This is a genomic window from Zarconia sp. (genome assembly GCF_057467645.1).
On the sequence record NZ_JBRJXU010000122.1, the window covers coordinates 65335 to 83022 of the forward strand.

Consider the following 17688-nt stretch of genomic DNA (forward strand, 5'->3'; position numbering starts at 1 on the left):
TTTTCGTCCAAATTAATTACCGTATATTTAGATCGGAAAATATTGCCAACAATTTAATTTAGAATCTTCACTTTAATTCTTTCGCCCGACCGGCTCCTTCTTTGGTTACCCAAATTGAGTTAAAGTTTTTGAGCATAATATCCATCGATCGAATTTTTTGATTCGTTCCGATGGGTTGAAACACCGCATCAATATTGGGATAAACAAAGAATGGAATAGAAATACGGCTGGTGGGGTTTTTGTGAATTACTTCATGGGGGGTACTGACAAATAAGCCATTCGTCCAAAGCTGCAACATATCACCCAAGTTCACGATGAAAGCATCTTCCAAACACATTGCGTCAATCCAATTGTTTTGAGTATAAACTCGTAAAGACGGCGTAGAAAAATATTCTTGGATTAATATGGTGAAAATACCGTTATCTGTATGTTTGCCAGCAACTCCCGATTCAGAAGGATAATAAATCGTTCGATGAATTAAAATTGGATCGTCACAATAAGAGTCAAACCAATTCGCATCCAAGTTCAACGCCACAGCTAGTGCTTTGAGGAGGTGAGGAACAATTTTGGTCATAATCTCCCCTTGAAGCCGAGCATGAAATTCCGCAAAACCAGGTGCGACAGTATCATCGGGAATTAGAGTCGGACCTGTAAAAGGCTTATCTGAAGGTGGATGTTCTATGCCTAAATCGAAAATTTCTTTCGGGTCTGGACCTACATCTTCATGGAGCGTTTCTCCGTAGAGAGGTACATAGCCTCTCGACGTTTTGGGATAAACGGTTTGCTTATCCTGTGCGTATTGTTGTTTGATGGCTTTGGGTAATTCAAAAAAGTCACGAGAAGCATCAATTGTTTTTTTTACCAATTCTCGTGAAATTCCATGGTCTTTTAAATAGAAAAAACCATGTTCCAAGCAAATATCATAGAGACGCTGATGTTCTGCGTTACCCGGATTTGAAGTCTCGAGATCTTTGAGATTTTTTAACGAAATAACGGGTAAGGTATCCATCGTTTTATCCTCCATTACAAACCAAGACGATAGAAGTCGATCGGGGTATTGCCCACAAGGCCAGAATTTTTTTCATCAATTTCTCACTCCCATCTCCAAATTCATGTAGCAATAAGTGCGATCGAAATCAGAGCAAACACGATGCCACAAGTTTGTTTAGTCGTTAAGGTTTCGTGAAAGACAGTCACGGCTAAGGCAATGACGACTAAGGGATAAAGAGCCGATAAGGTGGAAACAATCGCCACAGGTCCCTTAGAAACGGCTTTGATATAGAAGAGCACGCCCAAGAAATTTAGAATTCCGGCTATTACGGCAATGATAGACCCTTCTGGGTGAGTTTCTAAGGGATCTCTGAGATTGAGAAATACGAACAAAGCAACGATCGCACCTCCCAAGCCTTGATAGACGATCGCACTGCTGGGGCGAATAGACTGAGTTGAAAATTTGGGTAGAAATGCCCAACCTCCCCAGCATAATACTGCTGCTAGTGTTGGTAACACCCACTCTTTCATAAATAACTCCAGACTTTTAAAAGAGGGAAATTTTTGAACTTGGGAAAAAGTTAACGTCGCAGAGATTGCATATTTATGATGTGCGATGTGCCTTGTCAATCAACCTTCAAACAGAATCTTACAAGTGATACTCACTCTAGAAGCTATTCATACACCGCGATCGCCTCACCCAAAACATCAAGAATTGGCTCCACACCCAATCCTGGAGCATCTGGCGCAACGGTTTTACCTCCTTGATTGCGCGCACCCCCTTCGGCGGTATCAACTGTTAGCATTTCGTGGCACAACCAAGTTGCTCGCAAGTGGGTTTCTGGGGTACTTTGGGCTAAATGTACAGCGCCAGTATCGGCAATGATACTACCGCCACATTCTTCAATATTCATCCGAATTCCCGTTTCCACGCAAAAGTCTCGGATGCGCTTAGCTTTCGTTAATCCACCAACCCGATTAATCTTCAGCCCAATCGCCTCACAAGCATTATCAGCTTGGGCACGGACAATATCGCCATAGCGCTGAATACATTCATCTAAGATGATGGGATGGGAGGTCACTTTGCGAAGCTGCAAGCACTCCTCATAGGTTTCACAGGGTTGTTCGAAATAAAAAAGACGGTCTGTGACTGCATTCATCACCCGCATCCCCTCATCCACTAACCAAGCACGATTCACATCAAAAGTAGCGCTTTCATTGGGAGGTAAATAAGCAGCAATGGCTTTAATTCGTTCAATATCTAAAGCAACATCAGCGCCAATCTTGCAAGTATGAACCGTCTCCCCCCTTGCTTGACCCAGTTTTATCGATTCAATCATTTCCTCTGGGGTACCGGTTGGAACGGAATTTTGAATGGTGATGGATTGGTCGATGCGACCGCCAAATAGTTCGCACAACGGTAATCCCGTGGCTTTGCCCAGAATATCCCAACAGGCCATATCTAGTGCAGATTTAATGTAGGGATGACCGGGGAGAGCGAGATCCATCGTTCGATAGATCGAATCGGTGCGTCTGGGGTCGAGTCCGATGAGTTGGGGGGCGAGTTCTTCAATTCCAGCCCGAATACCCCGTCCAAAAGCAGGTAAATAAGTCGAACCCCAAGGGCATCCTTCTCCCCAGCCTCGGATACCTTCATCGGTATCGATGGCAACGATGGTAGAGTCAAGTTTTTCAAAGTGCAATCTTCCCCCTGATAAACTGTAGGGATGCTCGAGAGGCAAGGTAACTTGATAGACGGAAATTTTAGATATTTTCATAATTTTTCGGAAAATTTACACTCTTAAGTCAAACAATAGAACACGAGTGCAACAGCTATTTCCTCATATATAAATCTTTATATTTCTGAAAGTTTTCTCTTCCTATGACATGATCCCAAACTAAGTATCCTAGTCTCAAAAGTCGTTTCCCCGAACCAATATCGAAAGACTTTCGACCATGAAGAATCCGATTATTATTCATCAGCAGGCAGTCTCCCTTCTCCAGACGAAAACAGTATTGGTAATCTGGATTTTTGAGATACTTAAAGAAAGTGGCATAAGCTTGATAAAACTCCTCCATCAGATCGAAAGGAATATTCCAATTACAGCCATGGAAGTGAGCAAAGTTAATAGAAACCAATTCGCCATCAGTATTCAATTGAATAACAGGGATACTTTTATTATGAAAATATTGCAAGTCTGTATAGAATTGACGGAATTGAATGGAAGTTTGGGCTAATAATTGAAAGTAATGAGGATATTGTTCTCTAAAATCTTGGGCAACACGAAAACCATCTACTAAAGTTGATTCTCCTCCTTTTGATTCATTTTCAACCATGTAAAAAGAAGTTAGTAAGTGAGAATAATTTATGTGGACAAAATCTGTGTGAAGGGTAAGTTCATGACTAGTATATCCTAAGTCGTTTGCTCCAGGTTTACTCTCAAGATCGTAGAAAGCTCCTGCTTCGGTATAGAGCATTGGTCCAATAGAAGCCATAAAATCCTGATGTTGTTGTGGGGTTAAATCATGGATTAAACTAAAACCAAATCTAAAAAGCAGATCTTTCCATCCTCGATCTACCCCAATACTAGAATTTTCCGGCTTAGATAAATAGCTCTCAAGCAAAGTTCTATTCCACAAAATTTCTTCAGGATAGCGACTTTGTGCTTCTTTATGCCTGTAGTTGTAGCACTCTGGAGAATTTTCATCATAAGCAAAAGCCATCAACCATTCAATAGGGAAGATGCTGCGATGTGGAGGATCTTCATCCCAGTCAATTCTCAATTCCTTATCTGTTAACTCCACAGACTTTGGTTTTGGATATTCTTTTTCTTCACTAAAGTCATAAAGTTTCTCAAAAGATGTAGAATGGCGACTTGTCTCAGAAAGACAATTATCCCGTAACCAAATGTAGTGGAAGCGTTGGTTGTTAACTATGACAAAAGATTGATTTTCTTTCATAGCTGGCTAAGAGCGAATGTTTACACTTTTTTAAGAACTCAGATGTGCCAAAAATTTTGTTATAACTGGGAGCTTCGCCTGACTGCCAAAATCAAAAGATTTGATTTTCTCCACAATCTCTGGATTGGGTTGATAAGCATCAATATTATCTGATACCCAACAGGTTCCAACACTCCAACGAATCACATCCACTAATAACTCGTCAGTCAATCCCATTCCTTTTCCCAGTTGATTTGCTTCTCCCAAGATTAAGTAATTAATATAAGCCATAAAATCCGTCAAAGATTTGGCAATATCCATCAATTTCTCATCGGCTAAAGGCTCGGGAGAAGCATATTCCAGTTGATAGGGAAGAGGTTTAATCCGACCATAACTATCTGCCACTTTGGTCTCAGAATGAACGTAACTCCGATCTAAACCATAAGGCGATGGCGCTGTAAAATCTGGCACCCGCAAATCTAAATTGTTGTCCTCTTCAATTAATTTAGTGACTTTGACATGATTATCATGGGCATCATATTTCTGTCCGGCTTCCCGATATCGCTCTTCCACAATACGCCCCAGAGGTAATGGAACCTTCAATTCGTCGGCTAAGTTGACGGTTAAATCGGTATCTTTCACCGTAATTTCCAAGGAACAGGAATAGTCATAACTGCCATCAAAAATAAATGGACTTACTTGCTCTGTCACAACACTATTTCCTTGGGAAGCTCGAATATAATCCCACATCCATAACAAGGGAATGCCATATATTTTGCAAATCATATAAACTTCCCCTAATGTCACCATTTGTGCATAAAACAACAAATTGGTTAACAATTTTACGGTTTGAGCTTCACCAATCGTATTGCTGACAAAGAAGGAAATTTTGCCGATCGCATCCAGGGTTTCTTTACTCAGATCGTAGCCTTCTCGATCGCCACTAACATAGTAACTAACATTACAAAAATCTACACCCATATGGGATAGATTGCTCACCGGAGATTCTAGGCTTAATATTCCTTTTTTGCCGGCTTCTTCTGCTATATGTTGGGTATTATGGTAGTCAGTTGTGGAAAAATCCATCCAAGTTGCACCAGATCTCATGCCTTCTGCTGCTCCAGTGTCTCCCAACATATTTTCTAATACATGATGGGGTAAGGGTAAATTGGTAATCACCAGATCCGACCCTTGGGCAGCTTCCTTGGGAGTATCTTTCCAAACTGCTCCTTTTGCAATGACTGTTTTGGCCGCTTCTGGATACTTATCGTAAACTTGGACTTCATACCCATCATTTAGGAGTTTGTAGATATGCTGTTTGCCCATAGCACCCGTACCGATGTAAGCAATTTTCTGTTTAGTCATCATTTCCTTTTGATTTTTAAATCTGTGTGAACATGCTACCGATTCACTGGTAAAAAGAACCCCAAAAAACACTTTGGGGTCTCTACCAATAGCAGGTTATTGTCTGGAGGCAAAACATGGCAGCAAAATTGCAATTCTTCCCTGACTCCCGTTTACCCAATGTGGCATCGGTGTCGGAAGTTTGCGATCTACCGAAGTAAGTAGCTCTCGAAACTCTCGACCTGTATACAAGAGAATCTCCCCTTCTTCTAAAAAGACTTGGTAAGGCTCCCGTGTATCAAAGGGAAGAATATATAAGTTTTGCGTCGGACCAATATTCCCCATCAAAAATGGCGTGTCAGTATGTTTTGGTAGCAACCCTTTTCGAGGATAGTATGCTATCTCAAATTGCTGCTTTAATTTAGGAATAGAAACATTCAAATTCGCGGCTAGATCCTCGCGTAATCGATTCAGAACAAATTGGCTCAGAAAGTCGCTAATAAAATTGCTTTCTAGATTCGGTAAATCATCTCTCCCTCCCAACGAAATATCGGGATCTATGCCATCGAAATCAAACATAGTCGAAGGATGGCTTTCATCATAGATTTTAGATAAAATATATTGGATATCGTAATCCACATTTTCGATTGGATCGGGAAATTTAGACTCCGGCCACCAACCCGGACCAAATCCATTCAGTTCTGGAACGTAACTTGTTACAGCTGCCTCAAAGCCACGCTTCACTGACAAATCAAGTTCAAACAACTTTCTCAACTTTGCCCTAAAGGACATCACATTTTTTCTGTAGCGCTCAAAAACATCAACACCTGCCAAATTCTTCAGGTTATCGGACTGAAAAATCGTAAATCCGCGTTTGAGTAAACGATCGGATATAGAGAGTGAATCACTTGATAATATAGCCACGATCGAAAAATTCCTTTATTTGAATAGATGGTTCATTTTTATCCTGACTAGGATGGTGTAATTACGACTTTACCCAAAAAGCTTTTACTTTGAAAAAATTTCTGAGCTTCTTGCATTTGACTCAGGGGGAAAACTTTAGCAACTGGAGGATTCAATAAACCTCGTTCGATATATCCGAGCAAGTTCTGAAACACTTCTGGCTCATAACGGTTTCCTCCTTTCATCTCCACGTCCTTGTAAATCAAATCTCGCAAATCTAACTCAACTAGTGGACCAGCGATCGCGCCAGAAGTCACATACCTTCCACCCACAACTAGACTTTTGAAGACCAGACTAAAATATTCTCCTCCCACCACATCTGCGCTCACCGTAATTTCATGCTTCGCCAAATTAGAAGCGAGTTGGTTATCTCGAGGATAAACGTAATCAGCACCCAACTCCTTTGCTAAATGCTCTTTGTTCGCTCCAACAATAGCAATAACGACTGCCCCACGAATTTTGCATAATTGAATTGCAGCACTACCCACACCACCAGATGCTCCTGTGATTAATACGGTATCTCTGGCTGAAACTCTGGCTTTCGTTAACATATTTTCTGCTGTGGAATAAGAACAGGGCAGGGTTGCTAACTGAGTATCGGGTAGATCCGAATTAATGGGATAAGCATTTGTTGCCGGAACGACCGCATATTCTGCAAAACCTCCATCAAATTCGCTGCCGACATACTGATATTCTGCAAATTTAGCAGTACGAACCCAAGGATATACGATCGCTCGTTGGTTCAGTACCTCTGGCGTAACACCTTCACCAATTTCGACAACTTTTCCGACGATATCGGCTCCCTGAATTCGTGGAAATTTCACACCCATCTGATTCCAGGTTGCTTTTCCTCCCTCGTTGGTCTTGGTATCTTGCAAGATTTCTTGAAATCCTTCATCTGCGGCATACCATCCAGTGCGAGTATTTATGTCTGCATTATTGATAGAACAAGCTCCCACTTGGATTAATATTTCTCCTTTCTGGGGCGTAGGTTTAGGAACTTGAGCGTACACTAATTGCTCTGGTCCGCCATATCCATTGAGAACAACAGCATTCATTAATTCTGTCATTATTTTTTCTCTGAATTTAGAATCGTTAGTTCGGGCAGAACTTTCTGTCGGGTTATCTGAGAATGACGTATCGCAACTTTACCCAAAACGCTTTTGCACGGATGAATGAATCGGACAAACATTGGCGTCTGGAATAGCAGTCTATTCTGCAAACTCTCCATTCAGTTCGCTGTCCATATAGCGATCGCACTCAGGAGGTTCAGTCCAAATCTAGGGATCGACGATGACCCGTTTTTCCAAAAGCTTGGGGTCAACACCAGCACCGATCTCAACCACTCAACCCACGATATCAGCCCCTTGAATCCGAGGAAATTCGATCGGGGTTGCTCCCCAAGCCGTTGAGGTGTGAATCGGTGTTGCTGCAGTATCTTGGAGAACTGCTTCCAACTCCTGTTGTGCGGTATACCACCCCGTGCGGGTGTTCAGATCTGTGTTATTGACAGAACACGCACCCACTCGGATGAGGACTTCTCCTGCCTGGGGCGAAGGCTTTGCCACTTGGGTATAAACCAACTTGTCTAGTCCTCCGCGACCACTCAGAAGAACCGCATTCATGAGTAGGGTCATGGCGATCCTACATGAGAAGATATACGGCAAAGTTTGTCAGTTGGCTTTAGCAAACTCGAAAAGCCCAGTAGTGAGCGCCTTCTTCCATCAGGTAAGGACCATCCATAATACTGCTCACAAGCTTGACTTTATTTTCAGCTTGCAGTCGATCGCAAACAGCTTGAAAATCGGTGCTGTCGTAATAGCTTTTGCGAGTACTCACAACCACCAATCCCCCAGGCTTGGTAATGCGAATCATTTCTTCGAGAGCGGTAGGAGGAACGTGACCGAGAGTAAATACCCCACAACTAATGGCAGCATTATAACGATTGTCAGGGTAAGTTTCGATGGGTTCGGTCATGTCACATCCCCCAGTTAAAGTTCGATAAGCCTGGGTTTTGGATGCTTTCTCCACCATGCCATGGGATAGATCGAGCCCATCAATATTTTGATAACCTTGGCGATGCAGAGCAGCACCTACAAGTCCAGTGCCACATCCTGCATCTAAAATTTCGATGTCGAGATCGTGCCCGCTCAAAATACTACTCTCTTGCTTGGGTAGCAGATCGAAGTATGCCGCAATATAGTTGGGGCCGCAGTACTCTTCATTGGCCACGTCGCGATTATAAGAGAACGACCATCGATCGTAATACTGTTTTATCGCTTCAGGGTTCCCAGAGAGGGTATGCGCTTCCTTAATCGCATCAAAACTACTCAGTTCCTCGGTTTCTTGGTATTGAGTCAGACTTTGAGTCACTATTCAAACCTCTTAATTCTTGATAATTTTGATGGACGAAATATGCAATATCTAACTTTTTTGACGGTTTTGAGTTTACGTCATTTGAGTGACGCGAAACTTATTTCTTCCGACTAATTTAATTTTGGTGCCAAACAAGACGTTTTAGACTTAACAAAACGTTTTAGACTTTAAGTCGAATATTATGTGAGTTACAAGCTATTATTGCTTGGCACAGTTTCATAGAATATAGCAATGAGGCCGTTTTGTCTTGCCCAAATTCAAAAGTCGTAACCGTAATTTAAAAGTCGTAACCGTTCACTCCCTCCCCCATCGGAATAGCTTGGGAATGAGGATTTAATAACTTGTGCAATTGGAGATCGATGAATCCACCCCTAACCCCTCCCGAAAAGGGAGATATAGGGAAATCAGTCTACTCATGCAATCGGGGATCTTATTAAATCTTCGATCTTTGGGATGGAGGCCAACAGACTAAATATTAAATTTTTATTAAATAAACGCAACCACTAAAATGCTCCCTCGTTTCCTTCCAAAAACCGATCGAGCTCTTCCCAAATCCCATCCAATAAATCAGCTCGATCGCCATCAAACCAAACAATATCTTTATCGCGGCGAAACCAGGTGCGTTGTCGTTTGGCAAATTGACGGGTATGTAAAATCGTCAGTTCGATCGCCTTTTCCAGGGAAATTTCCCCCGCTAAATATTGCTTGATTTCTGCATATCCCAAGGTCTCGAGTAACGGCAAATCCAGCCCGTATTTTTGACACAATGATTCTACCTCCGCCACCAATCCTATCTCCAGCATCTGATGGGTGCGCCGTTCGATGCGATCGTCGAGGCGATCGCACTCCAACCCAATCTGCAAAATGGGATACTCGGGAGGGCATTCCCCCTGTTGCTCGGAAATCCCCCTGCCGGTAACGTAAAATACTTCCAGCGCTCGTAGGGTGCGCGTCGCGTCGTTAGCGTGAATCTTTTGCGCCGCCACTGCATCCACCTGTTGCAACATGGCGTAGCATTGGGGTTGTCCGATGGAGGTTAGCTGCGATCGCAACTCCGGCATCGGTGCCACTCTCGGAATTTTCAACCCCCGGGTAATGGATTTGATATAAAGTCCCGTTCCTCCCACTAGTAGCGGCACGGTATCGAGGCGATTTTGAGACGAAAGACGATGAAACTTAGCAATGAGAGATTGCGTTTGCTGCTGGTAATCTGCAACCGTAAGCGTTTGCGTGGGATGGCAGATATCGAGCAGGTAATGGGGAACGAGTTGGCGATCGAGTGGGGTGGGTTTTGCCGTGCCGATATCGAACTCCCGATACACCTGGCGAGAGTCGGCACTGAGAATTGGTGAATTCAGCCGTTGCGCCAAACTCATCGCCAGCCCGGATTTTCCCGTCGCCGTCGCCCCGCAAATTACAATTAATTTTTGCATCGGTCAATTGTGAGTTGTCCGCTGTCAGTTGTCAATTGTCGCTTCGAGGGCTTTTCGCAAGTCTTGGGTTAAATCGTCAACGGCTTGCTTGCCACTGCGGCGACTGGCACTGTAAGTCTCCCATCGATCGCTGACTGAAATCGGTTCGCCGATGGTTACCCGTGCTTTTTGCGACCCTAAATGAGGGGTACGAGTAGTTTTTCCCTGAATTTGCTCGAAGGTTTTCCACAGTAGAATCGCCGTATCGGCAAAGCGTTCGACGGTGGGATTTTCCCGCACGTAACTGCCCGTCACGGCGACAAAATGCTCCACGACTCGCATATGCCACATCCGCAAATCCGCTTCTTCGGCGATGCGATCGGCGAGTCCCCGTTCGATGGGGGAAACTTTGGCTAGATGTTCGAAGTCATCCCGATAGATTCTATCCCATCCCGCCTGCTCCAAACGACGACAGCGATCGATCACCGTTCCCCGTGCTTTCAAACCGAAGTATTCTTCCGCAACGCTCAACGCATTATCGAGCAACTCTCGTACCCGCGTCGCCATTTCCTCGTTCGACTGAGGCAAATCCGTATCCTTAGGTAGCGGGCGCTGGTAGGACTCGCGGTAAAATCGTTCCATCACCACCAGCAGCTTGCCCCCCAACCGATAAAGACGATCGTAGCGATCGCCTGCGCTTAAGGGATCGAGTCCCATTTCGGTTTCCAGGCGATCGAGCAGAGCATCCACCTGACTCCAGGGGGCGTTTAGATAGCTGTAGCGAATGCCCACTGGCAAAATAATCACCTCTTGCGACCCCCCCGCTTGCCGCACGTCTTCCACGCACCAAAACCCCAGTTGAGCGACACCGGGTTCCAGGGGGCTGATGATTTCGTTATGACCGTTGGTTCCCCCTTCCGGTGCGGCAGCTAAGGGAAATTCGCCGTTGGCAAACAAATTCCTGGCAGATCGCAATCCCACCCAATCGAGCTTACCCCGTTGGATGGGGGTTCCCCCCAGTTTGGGAAACAGCCATTCAACCACCGAACCCGCCCACAGGGGAATACCGCGATCGTAGATAAAGTGAAAATGGGTCGGCGATGATAGGGAAACACCTTGTGCTTTCGCCCCTTGAGGGAGCAAATTCCACATTAAATGTCCCAAGCAAAACGGGTCTTTAGGATTGGGATGGCGAAAAGCCAGCATCAAACGAATCTCGCCCTTTTGAAAGCGATCGTACTGCTTGACGAGTCGATCGAGATTCACCCCATCAATTTCAGCTAAATCCGCTCGCGATCGCAACCAAATCGGTAAACTCAGGCGAGCCAGTCGCAAGACCCAGGGATTGAATGCTGGTGCGATAAAGTTGAGCGGAGGTTGAACGCGATCCATATATCGATGGGGAATGTGTAGAAAGACGAGTGGCAGGAAGAGAGCTGGGGAAACTGGGGGAGTTGGGGGAGTTGGGGGAGCAGAAGGAGAGTCAATGCTTGATGTTATCCCCGATCGCCCTTATCTTCCCGACTAACCCCATCCTAACCCTCTCCCTTGTCTCCCTTGTCCCCTTGTCTCCCTTGTCCCCTTGTCTCCCTTATCCCCTAAGCCCGATCGTCCATCACATAAACCACCGTCCCCGTTTCTGGCAAATCCCCCGGTGCGATCGTGGCGGTATTACCCACCCGACGCACAGGGACGTCCCCAATTAAATCTAAAAAGGCATCGAGGAGTTCGAGATCGCACGTCGTCGGATCGGCGGCTGACGTGAAATAGTGAGTAGGAACGACAATTTTGGGATTGAGTAGTTCCAGGGTTGCCGCAGCATCTTCGGGGTTGTAGGCTTTGGGGCCGCCCCCCACCGGCAAGAAGAGCAAATCCGGTCGTCCCATGAGAATTTGTTGCTCGAAGGTAATCGGCGCGGCTGCTCCTCCGAGGTGAAGGATATTAATCCCTGCCTGAGTCCATCCCCAGACGACATTGGTACCGAACCGCCGTCCGCCGTTGCGATCGTGATCGGTTTTAATCCCCTCGAAGCGGAGAGTTCCCAGTTGATAGGCCCCCGGTTCGAACAGCAGTTTTTGGTCTTCGGGGAGTCCCTCTAGATTCCCTTCATCGAGTAACAAACTGCTTACCAATACCAAATCGGCATCGATACTGGGTTCCTCGTATCCAGCGGTACAGCCGATGGCCCGGAAGGGGTTCACCAGAATCTGCTTGCCGCCACCCGAGAAGGAAAAACAGGTATGACCGAACCAGCGAACGGACAGTCCGCGATTCGATTGAGCGCGCGCTCCTTGCCACGAGGATAAACCCCCAGTTGCGATCGCACTCAAGACTCCGACTTGTAGGTAATGAATGAATTGTCGTCGTTTCATGGTTCCCGATCGCTTTTCTCGTCCTTCTCAATTGCCAAATTTTATAGCAGTTCGCGCTCTTTACATTACACATTTTCCGTCATAGAGAATGGGGAATGAGAATAGGGAATAGAAAAAACCTATTTCTTCAATCGTGTAAATAGATCGGCGCGAAGCACTATAGCTTACGCTCGATGACGCGATCGCTCTCTAAATTGCTCCCCACGTCTTTTGGGAAGGTAACTATCCTTCGATCTCGTCACCGGGATGCGAGGTTACAAGCGAGCCAGGAAATTTTCCAACAGGGCTTTACCGCAGTCGGTCAAAATACTTTCCGGGTGAAACTGAACTCCTTCGATATGGGGATAGTCCCGATGGCGCACCCCCATAATCGTTCCATCTTCCACCCAAGCGGTAATTTCGAGCACATCCGGACAGGTGGCGCGATCGATAACCAAGCTGTGATACCGAGTGGCCGTGAGGGGATTGTCCAAACCGCGAAATACCCCTCGACCTTCGTGAAAAACCTGGGAGGTTTTACCGTGCATCAACTCTGGCGCGCCGACAATTTGGCCGCCAAAGACTTGTCCGATGCTTTGATGGCCCAAGCAAACCCCCAAAATCGGGGTTTTCGTTCCCAATTTGGAGATCGTCTCCATGGAAATGCCGCCATCTTCAGGACGACCCGGCCCCGGGGAGATGACGATCCCCGCAGCACCGGAGTTTTGAATTTCGTCAAGGGAAATTTTATCGTTGCGGTAGACCTGGATATCGGCGGCGACGGGAAATTTTGCCGCTAATTCCCCCAGGTACTGAACGAGGTTGTAGGTGAAGCTATCGTAATTATCAATGACAATAATCATTGCAAAAATTAGCGCTTTGCGCGCTCGGGTTTGGGAAAAGAAGAGGGGGAAACCCAAAAATGGCTCGAACCCCATCGAGTTAGCGATCGCCCATTCAACAGTTGCGATCGATTCTATATCTTAGAACCCCGAGAGAAAATTCCGCTCGAGTTCTGAAAGCATCTGGGTTGAAATAGAGTTAAAACCAGATGTCAACTTTATTTCAACCCGAGCTCTAGAAATGCGTTCCATTGATGGATACGAACGATTCGAGGTGACCTGCGCGAACCGACTCTGTTTCGCTCAATACCGGCACGCGGGCAATCGACTCATCCGCGAACGTAATTTAACTGCCGAGGGTCGTTTGAAGCAGTTCAAATAACGGCGGCAAAATCAGCGAACTAGCAACGGCCAAAGCCGAAAGTGCCGAGATCATCACCGCACCGGCCGCACAGTCTTTGGCAATCTTTGCCAGGGGGTGGAAGGTCTGCTTTACCGTCAGATCGATGGCAGACTCCAGAGCCGTATTCAATAACTCTAAGGCAAGAACCAGACCGATGGTGAGAACGATAATGGCGATTTTCACCGGTTCTAGGCGTAAAAATAACGCCAGTCCAACGGCTAAGCTGCCGATAACCACGTGAATGCGAAAGTTGCGCTGGGTCGTAAAGGCATAAGCGATGCCGGCCGCTGCGTACTTGAAACTCACAAACAGGCTTGAAGCCACAGCCCAGGATAACTCTCGATTGACTGAAGGGGATGTGGTTTTTGCTTGCTCGATGGGAAGTTTTGGAGTCATGGATGGCGATGGTACCGGATGGGAGCTGCTTAGGGTGTCGTGAGATTTCATAGTCAACGAACAGAATCTGTGCACCAAATTTGAATTGTTGAGTCTACGATAAACCCAGTTGAGCTTTGAGCGAGGGCGATCGGGGATTAATTTTAGATTAATCGAGCCGGAGCTTGAAGTCCGACGTCCCGTAGTAAGATGTCTTGCTGGCGTAACATTTCCAGCAAGCGCTCCTCGTCGGGATGATCCCAACCGAGTAGGTGGAGCAAACCGTGAGCGGCTAACCACCCACATTCCGTTACGAGGGGATGTTGTTGCCGTGTGGCTTGTCGTTGGGCCGTCTCGATGGAGATAATAATTTCTCCCAGAGACAGGGGCATCTCTTCAGGATGGGGAATATTGGCTTCTAGGGCGGCAAAAGCCAGGACGTCCGTCGGTCGGTCTTGCTGTCGGAACTGGTGGTTCAACGTTTGCATTCGAGCGTCGTCAACCCAACACAAGCTGAGTTCGCAGACCTTGGCGGGGGGTAAATCCTCATGCAATCGGCACAGCCAACGCTCAAACCAGCTTTCCCAGGAAACCTCCAACACTTCGGCAACGGCTGCCTCAAGAGCAGTGGATGCTGGAGAACTTGTTTGAACGATGAGGTCGAGTTGCATAGTCGCGAGATCTCTAGCGCGTCAAGTAGGAGACACCGACGAAAAATGCCAGCAAGCCAAAAGCGGTAATCGTAAAGTGGGTAGCGGATTTTTTGCCCTTGCGCACCATATTGCGCATCGCCAGTTTGACGTAGCTGGGTTTGGGTTCTTCGGGAGTCGGTTGAGGGGAGGTGGGAGAATCGTTCATTGCGAGAATAGTTTGCGATCGTGGTTCTGTCTCACACCGTAACAAATTATTGCCTCGATTTAACAAATGAATGTCAGTTTTGGATTGTTGTATTCGATCGGGGTGGGGAATTCGGAATTCGGAATTCCCAAGAGGAAAGGGGCATGGGAAATGGGGAACACCGGAAGGGGGATTAACGCCGGTGTAGTCGGCTGGGTCTATAATTTTCTTGCTGGCGAGCGGGGAACTCCATTCCCTATTCCCCGTTCCGGTGTTCCCCACTCTCAATTCTTGAAGTCACGATAATGGGTATTCAAATTCTGCAAGTCGATGCATTTACCGATCGCCCGTTTCAGGGGAATCCGGCCGCTGTTTGCCTACTCGAACATCCGGCAGAAGCGGAATGGATGCAGCAAGTTGCGGCTGAGATGAACCTTTCAGAAACGGCGTTCCTCTGTCGGGAAAAAGGAGGGTATCGCCTGCGTTGGTTCACCCCCACCGTGGAGGTCGATTTGTGCGGTCACGCCACCCTCGCTAGCGCTCATACCTTATGGGAAGTGGGTGCGGTTGAAGCTGGGCAACCGATCGAATTCTATACCCGCAGTGGCGTTCTTGGGGCGACACGTCAAGGGGAGTGGATCGAACTCAACTTTCCCGCCAAACCGCCAAAAGTAATGACATCTCCCGAAGGACTCGATCGAAGTTTGGGTGCGGCGATCTTCTGTGTGAGTTACGACGGCGCAGATTATCTGGTGGAAGTGGCATCGGAGGATGTGGTGCGGCAGTTGCAGCCGGATTTTGTCCAACTCGCAACTCTACCGGTTCGAGGCATTATCGTCACCAGCTTAGCGGCGAGTTCGGAGTACGACTTCGTTTCTCGGTTTTTTGCCCCCGCCGTGGGAATTAACGAAGATCCGGTCACCGGTTCGGCTCACTGTGCGTTAGGTCCGTTTTGGCAGCAGCGATTGCACCGGGATGAATTTCTCGCCTATCAAGCCTCCGCGCGGGGGGGATTTGTGCGCGTGAAACTCAAGGGCGATCGAGTTTACCTTGGGGGACAGGCGATTACGGTGTTGCAGGGTGAATTGCGATCGTCATAGAAGTTGCTATCTCCGTGGCGTTGGGAGACTGGGGAAGAGTTCAATGAATAATGGGTCAGTTGCGACAATCGACTCCATCACCCTTTCCCCATTTTGCATTTTTAATTTTTAATTTTTAATTAGCCAGAAGCTTGGTACTGCTTCCGACACCGCGTTAAATAAATGCGCGCTACGACATCCTCGGGGTTTTGGCGCAGACATTCTTTAAATTGGCGAGCAGCTTCGGGGAAGCGTTGCTGGGCGTAGAAAACCAATCCTAGCTCGAAGCGAGTTCTCATGGCAGACTTGCTCTCCCGCAATGGGGAAGGATCGGCATCGAACACTTCAAAGACGGAAACTCGTTGGGATTTACCTTTAACGCGCACTCGATCGATCGCCCGCATCTCAAAGTCCGGGGGTTCGTTGAGTTGCGCGAAGGTTTGACCGGAAATCAGTAACGGCACCTTGTATTTTGGGGTTAAGCCTTCGATGCGAGAGGCTAAATTGACCGCATCGCTAATCACCGTTCCATCCATGCGAGATTTACCCCCCACCGTTCCCAACATCAGCGTGCCGGTATTAATCCCAATACCAACATCGAGGGGTTTGTAACCGGACTGGAGTCGATGTTGGTTGTATTCTTGCATTTGGTGGAGAATGGTAATTCCCGCTCTCACGGCATCATCGGCGTGCTGGCTGAAGATCGCCATAATCACGTCGCCCATGTATTTATCGATAAACCCGCTGTTGTCAACAATGGCCGGTTCCATACGCAAGAGATAGGCATTGATAAACTTAAAGTTTTCTTCGGGGGATAAATCGGTAGAAATCTCGGCAAAGTTGTGAATTTTTGCAAATAAAACCGACATCTCCGCTTCAATTTGGTCTCCGAGTTCTACCTGGATAATGCTCTCTTTTTGCAGAAGGTGTAAAAACTGCTTGGGAACGAAACGTTCGTAGGCCTGATTGAGTTGAAATAGATGTTTTTCTTTGTCGTGTAATTTTTTGATAAGTTTTTCTTGTTCTTCATTTAAGACTTTGAGATCGGTATTTACCTCTAAAAGTTTTTGGTTTTGCTCTTCAATTTTTTGTTCTTGAAAATAACTATAAATAGCTTCAGTTACTGTTAAAATTAAATCTTCGGATTGCCAGGGCTTCGTCAAATAGCGATAGAGTTGGGCGTACTGAACGGCATTGGCGACCGCCTCGATATCAGCCTGACCGGTGAGCATAATTTTGACGGTTTTCGGCGATATTTTGTGAACTTTTGCCAACAGTTCGTCACCCTTCATATGGGGCATGATATAGTCGGAGACGATCGCTGCAATTTCGTATTCTTCTTCGAGTAGTTCTTCAACAAGTTCTAGTGCCTCTTCACCACTTTCAGCGGTTTCGATGGGGTATTTCGAGCTAAATGCTTGCCGTAACTGTATTTTCAAGCTCTCTAGAATCATTTGCTCGTCATCCACACAGACGATCGCTGCTTTTTTCATGATGTTGACAAGCGGTTGAAGGACACAAAAATTGGAGGTTGCACCCTAACTGAGTTGGGGTAAGGGGTATGAGATAGGAGGCATTGCTGGGAGTTCCCCGCCCACCGGCAGCGAGTTTCCCGTCGGAGCATCCGAGATCGGAACGGTATCGCTCGGGAATTCCGTTGCACTCGCCACCGGTCGGCACCCAGATGGGATACGAATTGCGCGCAAACATCATGGAAATAGAAGGATATCGCAACTGAAGCAAACAGTAGCGTACCTTTATTATGACGTGAGAGCG

The 17688-nt window shown here is 46.6% G+C and carries 18 protein-coding genes; 1 reads left to right on the forward strand and 17 read right to left on the reverse strand.

Features of this window, described 5'->3' with window-relative positions; genetic code table 11:
- Window positions 1–67: 67 nt before the first annotated feature.
- From AC2215_RS18865 to AC2215_RS18940, 16 genes are all read right to left on the reverse strand, one after another.
- Window positions 68–1009 carry an isopenicillin N synthase family dioxygenase gene (locus AC2215_RS18865; RefSeq protein ID WP_486811547.1) on the reverse strand — a complete coding sequence of 314 codons (942 nt, stop codon included), beginning with the start codon at window positions 1007–1009 and terminating at the stop codon, window positions 68–70.
- 101 nt (window positions 1010–1110) lie between these two features.
- Window positions 1111–1521: an EamA family transporter gene (locus AC2215_RS18870; protein WP_486811548.1), complete on the reverse strand. Its 411-nt coding sequence runs from the start codon at window positions 1519–1521 to the stop codon at window positions 1111–1113.
- Between the two features lie 143 nt (window positions 1522–1664).
- Window positions 1665–2768 carry a mandelate racemase/muconate lactonizing enzyme family protein gene (locus AC2215_RS18875; protein ID WP_486811549.1) on the reverse strand — a complete coding sequence of 368 codons (1104 nt, stop codon included), beginning with the start codon at window positions 2766–2768 and terminating at the stop codon, window positions 1665–1667.
- Window positions 2769–2823: 55 nt separating this feature from the next.
- Window positions 2824–3951 carry a TauD/TfdA family dioxygenase gene (locus AC2215_RS18880; protein WP_486811550.1) on the reverse strand — a complete coding sequence of 376 codons (1128 nt, stop codon included), beginning with the start codon at window positions 3949–3951 and terminating at the stop codon, window positions 2824–2826.
- A 30-nt stretch (window positions 3952–3981) separates the two neighbouring features.
- On the reverse strand, window positions 3982–5298 hold the full coding sequence (locus tag AC2215_RS18885) for an NAD(P)-dependent oxidoreductase (RefSeq protein ID WP_486811551.1): 1317 nt from the start codon (window positions 5296–5298) through the stop codon (window positions 3982–3984).
- 93 nt (window positions 5299–5391) lie between these two features.
- Complete coding sequence (locus AC2215_RS18890) at window positions 5392–6198, reverse strand: hypothetical protein (protein ID WP_486811552.1); 807 nt, start codon at window positions 6196–6198, stop codon at window positions 5392–5394.
- Window positions 6199–6245: 47 nt separating this feature from the next.
- Window positions 6246–7307 (reverse strand): alcohol dehydrogenase family protein, encoded by a 1062-nt coding sequence (locus AC2215_RS18895; RefSeq protein ID WP_486811553.1) that lies wholly within the window; start codon window positions 7305–7307, stop codon window positions 6246–6248.
- Between the two features lie 276 nt (window positions 7308–7583).
- Entirely contained in the window at window positions 7584–7874 is a 291-nt protein-coding gene (locus tag AC2215_RS18900) for a hypothetical protein (RefSeq protein ID WP_486811554.1), read from the reverse strand.
- A 46-nt stretch (window positions 7875–7920) separates the two neighbouring features.
- A complete protein-coding gene (locus AC2215_RS18905; protein ID WP_486811555.1) occupies window positions 7921–8610 on the reverse strand; it encodes a class I SAM-dependent DNA methyltransferase in 690 nt (229 codons plus the stop codon).
- 506 nt (window positions 8611–9116) lie between these two features.
- On the reverse strand, window positions 9117–10046 hold the full coding sequence (gene miaA / locus AC2215_RS18910) for a tRNA (adenosine(37)-N6)-dimethylallyltransferase MiaA (protein ID WP_486811556.1): 930 nt from the start codon (window positions 10044–10046) through the stop codon (window positions 9117–9119).
- Between the two features lie 24 nt (window positions 10047–10070).
- Entirely contained in the window at window positions 10071–11417 is a 1347-nt protein-coding gene (locus AC2215_RS18915; protein WP_486811557.1) for a lysophospholipid acyltransferase family protein, read from the reverse strand.
- A 206-nt stretch (window positions 11418–11623) separates the two neighbouring features.
- Entirely contained in the window at window positions 11624–12397 is a 774-nt protein-coding gene (locus AC2215_RS18920) for an MBL fold metallo-hydrolase (protein WP_486811558.1), read from the reverse strand.
- A gap of 254 nt (window positions 12398–12651) precedes the next feature.
- Entirely contained in the window at window positions 12652–13239 is a 588-nt protein-coding gene (locus tag AC2215_RS18925; RefSeq protein ID WP_486811559.1) for an anthranilate synthase component II, read from the reverse strand.
- 325 nt (window positions 13240–13564) lie between these two features.
- Complete coding sequence (locus tag AC2215_RS18930; protein ID WP_486811560.1) at window positions 13565–14017, reverse strand: diacylglycerol kinase family protein; 453 nt, start codon at window positions 14015–14017, stop codon at window positions 13565–13567.
- 143 nt (window positions 14018–14160) lie between these two features.
- The gene (ybeY, locus tag AC2215_RS18935; protein ID WP_486811561.1) at window positions 14161–14667 is read right to left on the reverse strand and encodes an rRNA maturation RNase YbeY; all 507 of its coding nucleotides are present in this window, start codon (window positions 14665–14667) and stop codon (window positions 14161–14163) included.
- Between the two features lie 13 nt (window positions 14668–14680).
- Entirely contained in the window at window positions 14681–14854 is a 174-nt protein-coding gene (locus AC2215_RS18940; protein ID WP_486811562.1) for a DUF3285 domain-containing protein, read from the reverse strand.
- Window positions 14855–15138: 284 nt separating this feature from the next.
- Here AC2215_RS18940 and AC2215_RS18945 point away from each other — a divergent pair, with 284 nt between their 5' ends.
- Window positions 15139–15933: a PhzF family phenazine biosynthesis protein gene (locus AC2215_RS18945; RefSeq protein WP_486811563.1), complete on the forward strand. Its 795-nt coding sequence runs from the start codon at window positions 15139–15141 to the stop codon at window positions 15931–15933.
- Window positions 15934–16052: 119 nt separating this feature from the next.
- Here AC2215_RS18945 and AC2215_RS18950 read toward each other — a convergent pair whose 3' ends face one another.
- On the reverse strand, window positions 16053–17405 hold the full coding sequence (locus AC2215_RS18950) for an adenylate/guanylate cyclase domain-containing protein (protein ID WP_486811564.1): 1353 nt from the start codon (window positions 17403–17405) through the stop codon (window positions 16053–16055).
- Window positions 17406–17688 lie beyond the last annotated feature (283 nt).